This is a genomic window from Pseudomonas sp. PS01298, assembly GCF_029959745.1.
GTDB lineage: Bacteria > Pseudomonadota > Gammaproteobacteria > Pseudomonadales > Pseudomonadaceae > Aquipseudomonas > Aquipseudomonas aylmerensis.
Window position 1 is genome coordinate 1 of record NZ_JASCPP010000208.1, and the last position, 4,583, is coordinate 4,583.

4 protein-coding genes are annotated in these 4,583 nt (G+C 60.1%); 1 reads left to right on the plus strand and 3 read right to left on the minus strand.

Annotated elements, in window-relative coordinates; translation table 11 throughout:
• A partial coding sequence (locus QMX97_RS31650; protein WP_282398218.1) for a DUF6531 domain-containing protein occupies positions 1-2,333 on the minus strand: 2,333 nt, incomplete at its 3' end.
• 222 nt (positions 2,334-2,555) lie between these two features.
• Entirely contained in the window at positions 2,556-3,170 is a 615-nt protein-coding gene (locus QMX97_RS31655; RefSeq protein ID WP_282398215.1) for a LysE family translocator, read from the minus strand.
• Positions 3,171-3,316: 146 nt separating this feature from the next.
• Here QMX97_RS31655 and QMX97_RS31660 point away from each other — a divergent pair, with 146 nt between their 5' ends.
• Entirely contained in the window at positions 3,317-4,402 is a 1,086-nt protein-coding gene (locus QMX97_RS31660; protein WP_282398216.1) for a DUF1615 domain-containing protein, read from the plus strand.
• Here QMX97_RS31660 and QMX97_RS31665 read toward each other — a convergent pair.
• The coding region (locus QMX97_RS31665; protein ID WP_282398217.1) for a hypothetical protein at positions 4,381-4,583 on the minus strand (203 nt) is incomplete at its 5' end. The two genes, QMX97_RS31660 and QMX97_RS31665, sit on opposite strands and share 22 nt — an antisense overlap.

A 4,583-nucleotide genomic window follows, 5' to 3' on the forward strand; every position in this document is an offset into this window, starting at 1 on the left:
CGAACGATATCGCCCTGATCATTACGCTCGTATTTCCAGGCAGCTTCACCACGCCTTACCACCCGTACGAACCCATTGTCATGCTCGTAGGACGTCGGCTCATCGTCCCCCGGAAACACCGCCACCAGACGTCCGGCGTCGTCGTACTGATACGCCGTCACCGCTCCGAGCGGATCCTGCTCAACCGTCAGCCGGCCTTTGACGTCGTAGGATCTGAAATGCTCGGCACCATCCGGATCAATGCGCTGCACCAGCCGCGCCCGCTGGTCATGCACGTAGACTTCCTGGCTGCCATCAGCGTTAAACACCGTGACCTGCCCGTGGTCATCCCAGGCATAACGCGTGTCCATCTGCGAAAAGCTCGCCCAGTGGCGGACACAGCGCGCGGCCTTGCCAGCCCGTTCCCACGCCCAAAAGAAACTCGCGCCACCGGCCAACTGCCGCTCAAGAATGACGTGCTGATCGTCGTACCGATAAACCTCGCATTCGCCGACGGCATTGGTCGACGAGACCAATCGTCCCAGGTCGTCATAGGCGTAGGAAACAACGTTGTGCTCAGTCATCCACTCGAAAGGACCGTGGCCCTTGGCGCGCTGGATCTGGTAGTCCACCGCCACGATGCGACCCAACTCATAACGCAGGAACAGCGAACGCCCGACACCGTTATCCAGCCGCTCAATGCGCCCCAAAAGATCCCGGGCAATGCGCAGCCGGTTGTCATACGCATCGCTGATCGCGGTCAGCACACCGTCGCGAAAGTGGTAAAAGCGCGACGCCTGAGCCAACACCAACTCGTCCGGGGAAGCGCCTAAATAGATTGCCGCTTCAGCCAGGCTATTGGTGATTGCTGGGCGAGAAACAGATGGCAAGGGCAGGGTGGTCGAGCGGTTTTCATGATCGGTCCACACCACCGAATCACCGGAAACACTCAGCCGATGCGCCAACGAGTGACTCCAGCCAAACCCCAACCCGCCATCCACTTCGACCGCGCTGGTGCGGTACAAGCGGCTCCACTCAAACGGCAAGACTCCATCCAACGTGCCATCGGTGAGAGTGAGCAATTCCTCGCCCGTGACCATCGAGACCGGGCAGCCATTAGTGGCGGTCTTATCCGCAGGCGCCGCCGAGTCCCCGTTTGGATTTTTGCCAGCAGCAGGCACATCGTCGACATGCTCTTGCCGAACCAACGTCGTCCGCTGCGTCTTGCCGCGAACCGCCGGCACCGGGTTGGAAATCAGCTGATCCCCAGCCTTCAACGGCACATCCGGAATCACTTTGATCGGCGTCGCCGCGCTCCTCAGCAACAACGGTGTGGCCGCCTCGACATGGCCCTGCACACGAGATTTCCCAAATTGCCTGGCCACCTGTTTGAACCACTGGCGCGCACGACGAGACTTGATGCCGTCCAGGACCTTGGCGCTCATGCCTATCGCCACGCCCATCGCACCGGTGGCGAGGGCCAGCAGCAGGTTGATCAGCACTTCGGCGCTGATTTCTCCGAGCAATTCATTCATGTACGGCGGCGGCATCATCCGCATCCAACTGACCAATACCGACAAGTAAATGAACAGCAGCGGCTCATCGCTGAGTACCAAAATGCCTTTTGCGAGGATTTCGGCGCTGAGGTTCAGGAGCTTTTCGAGTTCGGCGTGGGACAGGTAATGCAGCAGCTTCTCGGCATTCGCAAGCGGGTCCATAAGCCACTGAAGCAGCTGCTTGAGGGAATCCCAGAGTTCATACAGCGCATTGCCAAATCCCCGGGCGTAGGCTCGGTGCAGCATCAAGTAGCGCTTGAGGAAATTGGCCTCGGAGTAGTTCGCCCACAGCGGTGCAAACGTGGCGTCCCACTCGCTGCGCAGCCAGCCCTCCAGTGGCCCGATGACCGACTGATAGGAGGCATACAGCGCCTTGAAATGCTCTTGGGAGACGTTGGGGTAGAAGCTGATGCGGTACTGCTGGTTTCGATCGCACTCGGTAACTTCCAGAATGCCGCTGGGCCCGATGGTTTTATGGATGGGCGCCCCCAGCGGGCCGCCGTCTGGGTCGATACGCTGCAACATCACGGGCGTATTGCCGATGGGCACGAACCTCGAACTCTGGAACATGTGCACCAGCGTCAAGGTACCGTTGGCCTGGCACGCGGCGACGGTACTGCTGGGAAGGATCGAACGGTTGATCGGCGCGACAAGCGCCACCTCACGGCCGACCTTGAATACCTGCTCGACATCCAGCGCCGAAGAGCTGAGGACGCTTTGCGCCAAGGTTTCGTAGGAATTGAGGCAGCGCCTGAAGTCGCTGAGCACGGCTTCGACGTCACGCGTCTTGGCATCCATGGCCGTCAGCAGCAGGAGGCCGATGGTTTGGCTGGTGGCGTTGATCAAGGCGCACCCACCAAGACGGCAGGGCTATCGAAAAAAAACATCTGCAATCCCTCGCACTGTGTGATCAGGCGAGGGACTTTGCAGCGGTTTTTAAGTGATATCTGTAGTGCTTATCCGGCATTGAGGTGGGGCGTTTCAGCAAACATTGTCTGCTTGCGCCCAAGTGCCCAGTGTTCAGCGTTGCGCGAACGCCAAATTCAACCCCAACCCTGCAAAGGCTGCTGCAAAACTGCGGCGCAGCCAATTCTGTACGCGTGGCGATTCGATGACTGCGCGGCGAAATCCATTGGCCAGCAGGCCGTAGAGCACAAACACCGCAAACGTCATCGCCATGAATACGCTGCTCAGCACCAGCATTTGCAAGGCCGGAGCGGTGCTGCCGGGGGTGACGAACTGTGGCAGGAAGGCCAGGAAGAAAATCGTCAGTTTGGGGTTGAGAATGTTCAGCAGGAAACCGCGAATGATCAGGCTGCGCAGGGTGGCAACGATGGGCGTGTCATTCATGGCGAAGGCCGAGCGGTCACGGCAGGTGGCGTAGGCCAGATACAGCAGGTAGGCCACGCCGGCGTATTTGAGTACTTCGAACGCCAGTGCGCTGGTGTGCAGCAGCGCGGAAAGCCCGAGTATGGAAGCCAGCAAGTGCGGGAGGATTCCCGCCGTGCAGCCCAGCGCAGCGAAGATGCTGGCGCGTTTGCCGGCGGTGAGGCCGGTGGAGACGGTAAAGATCACGCCGGTGCCGGGAATCAGCACGACGATCAGGCAGGTGACGAGGAAATTCAAGCTCAGCATGGCATTCAAACTCCTTGTACGAATGGTCGATGACAGATCCTGTCACGTTTGTCTTTTGCTGGCGAGTGCAGCAGGGCGGCGAACGCCGGATAGACTTACCTGTCGATATCAGCGCTAGCTGGCCCATTGTCGTTCAAGGAAGTCCCATGTCCGCATCCCGACTGATCCTGTGCCTCACCACGCTCCTGGTGCTGGCCGGTTGCTCTACAACGCGCGCCCCGCAACAGCCGCAGCGCAGCGAGGCCGAGGTGAAGGCGCAGATCGTGCGCCTGCTGCCGTCAACCGTGAAGGACCGTAACGGCTGGGCCCAAGATATCTACACGGCCTTTGATACCCAGAAGATCTACCCCAGCACGGAAAATATTTGCGCCGTGCTGGCGGTGACCGAGCAGGAGTCTACTTATCAGGTCGACCCGCCGGTGCCGAACATGGGCAAGATCGCCCAGGATGAAATCCTGCGCCGTGCCGGCAAGGTGCACGTGCCGGCCTTTGTGGTGCGCAGCGCCTTACAACTGAATTCGCCCACCGGCAAGACCTACGCAGAACGCCTGAGTGGCGCGCGCACCGAGAAAGACCTCAGCGGCATCTTTGATGATTTCATCAGCGTGGTGCCTCTGGGCAACACGCTGTTTGGTGGTTTCAATCCAGTGCACACCGCAGGCCCCATGCAGGTGAGCATCGATTTTGCGCAGAAACAGGCGCGAGGTTATCCCTACACGGTGGATGGCACGATTCGTCGCGAAGTGTTCACCCGGCGCGGCGGCATGTACTTCGGCATCGCCCATTTGCTCGGTTATCCGGTGAATTACGATCAACCGCTGTACCGTTTTGCCGACTTCAATGCCGGCTGGTACGCCAGTCGCAACGCCGCGTTTCAAGCGGCGGTCAGCCGTGTCACCGGCACCGAATTGACCTTGGATGGGGATTTGATTCGTTACGGCTCGTTGCTACCCGGCAGCACCGAGCTGGCGGTGCGCTCTCTCGGCGCGAAGCTGGATATGCGCAACCCCAGCATCCGCAGCCAACTTGAGCAAGGCGAGCAGTTGGATTTTGAAGACACCACCCTTTACAAGCGCGTGTTTGCCCTGGCTGATCAGGCGGCCGGCAAACCGCTGCCCCGGGCGATCCTGCCGGGCATTGTGCTCAAGAGCCCGAAGATCACCCGCAACCTGACGACGGCGTGGTTTGCCAACCGGGTCGATGAGCGCTATCAGCGCTGCATGAAGCGCTGATAGCGACCCAGTGGCAAGTGGACCTGTTGTGATCGGCCCTGCAGTAATAGGCCCTGTGGCGAGCGGCCCTGTGGTGAGCGGGCTTGCCCCGCGTTGGGCTGCGCAGCAGCCCCAAAACAGGCACCGCGTGATAACTGAAAAACCGCATTTTGCTTGATGGGGCTGCTGCGCAGCCCAACGC

Excerpts from the sequence above, each read along its gene's own strand:
- QMX97_RS31655 (WP_282398215.1), bottom strand. The coding sequence starts at position 3,170 with ATGCTGAGCTTGAATTTCCTCGTCACCTGCCTGATCGTCGTGCTGATT.
- QMX97_RS31660 (WP_282398216.1), top strand. The coding sequence starts at position 3,317 with ATGTCCGCATCCCGACTGATCCTGTGCCTCACCACGCTCCTGGTGCTG.